1 protein-coding gene is annotated in these 941 nt (G+C 67.2%); it reads right to left on the reverse strand.

The window, feature by feature from the left end:
* Positions 1-941: class I tRNA ligase family protein (locus tag AC1DU6_RS33025; protein ID WP_477862520.1), on the reverse strand; the 941-nt coding region annotated here is incomplete at both ends.

Raw genomic sequence — 941 nt, forward strand, 5'->3', positions numbered from 1 at the left:
GTCATAGCCGGGGTCGACGTGGGCCAGCGGATGCTTGAACTTCTGCAGCTCCAGCTTGCGGCCTGGCACCACGGCGACGACGCTGCCTTCGAGCTGCCRGCGCGCCAGGCACTTCTCCACCAGCGCCTCTGCGACGACGAAGTAGCCCTTGGCCGTGTCGACCAGCGCGTAGGGCAGCTCGGGGTTCAGGTTGAGCGCCTGGTTGGCGGGGATGGTCCAGGGCGTGGTCGTCCAGATGACGGTGAAGGCGTCCTTGGTCAGCGGCGCGACGGCGAATGCAGCGGCCAGCTTTTCTGGCTCGGCGCTCAGGAAGGCCACGTCCACTGCAGGGGACTGCTTGTCCGCGTACTCGATCTCAAACTCGGCCAGCGACGAGCCGCAGTCGAAGCACCAGTACACGGGCTTCAAGCCGCGGTAGACGAAGCCGCGCTCGAACATCCGCTTCAGGACACGGATCTCGCCGGCCTCGTTGGCGTAGTTCATCGTCTTGTACGGGTTGTCCCACTCACCCAGCACACCCAGGCGCTTGAAGTCCATGCGCTGGCCGTCGATCTGCTCGGTGGCGTAGGCGCGGCTCTTGGCCTGCACCTCGTCGCGCGGCAGGCCGCGGCCGAAGKTCTTCTCGATCTGGTTCTCGATGGGCAGGCCGTGGCAGTCCCAGCCCGGGATGTAGGCCGCGTCGAAGCCCGCCAGCTGGCGCGCCTTGACGATCATGTCCTTCAGGATCTTGTTGGCGGCATGGCCGATGTGGATCTGGCCGTTGGCATAAGGCGGGCCGTCGTGCAGCACGAACTTCGGCGCGCCGCAGCGGGCGTCGCGCAGGCGCTTGTACAGGCCTTGCTCGTCCCAGGCCTTGACCCAGCCCGGTTCGCGCTTGGGCAGGTCGCCGCGCATCGGGAAGGGCGTGTCGGGCAGGTTGAGCGTGGAGCGGTAGTCCGGGG

This window comes from Roseateles sp. P5_B10 (assembly GCF_056400485.1).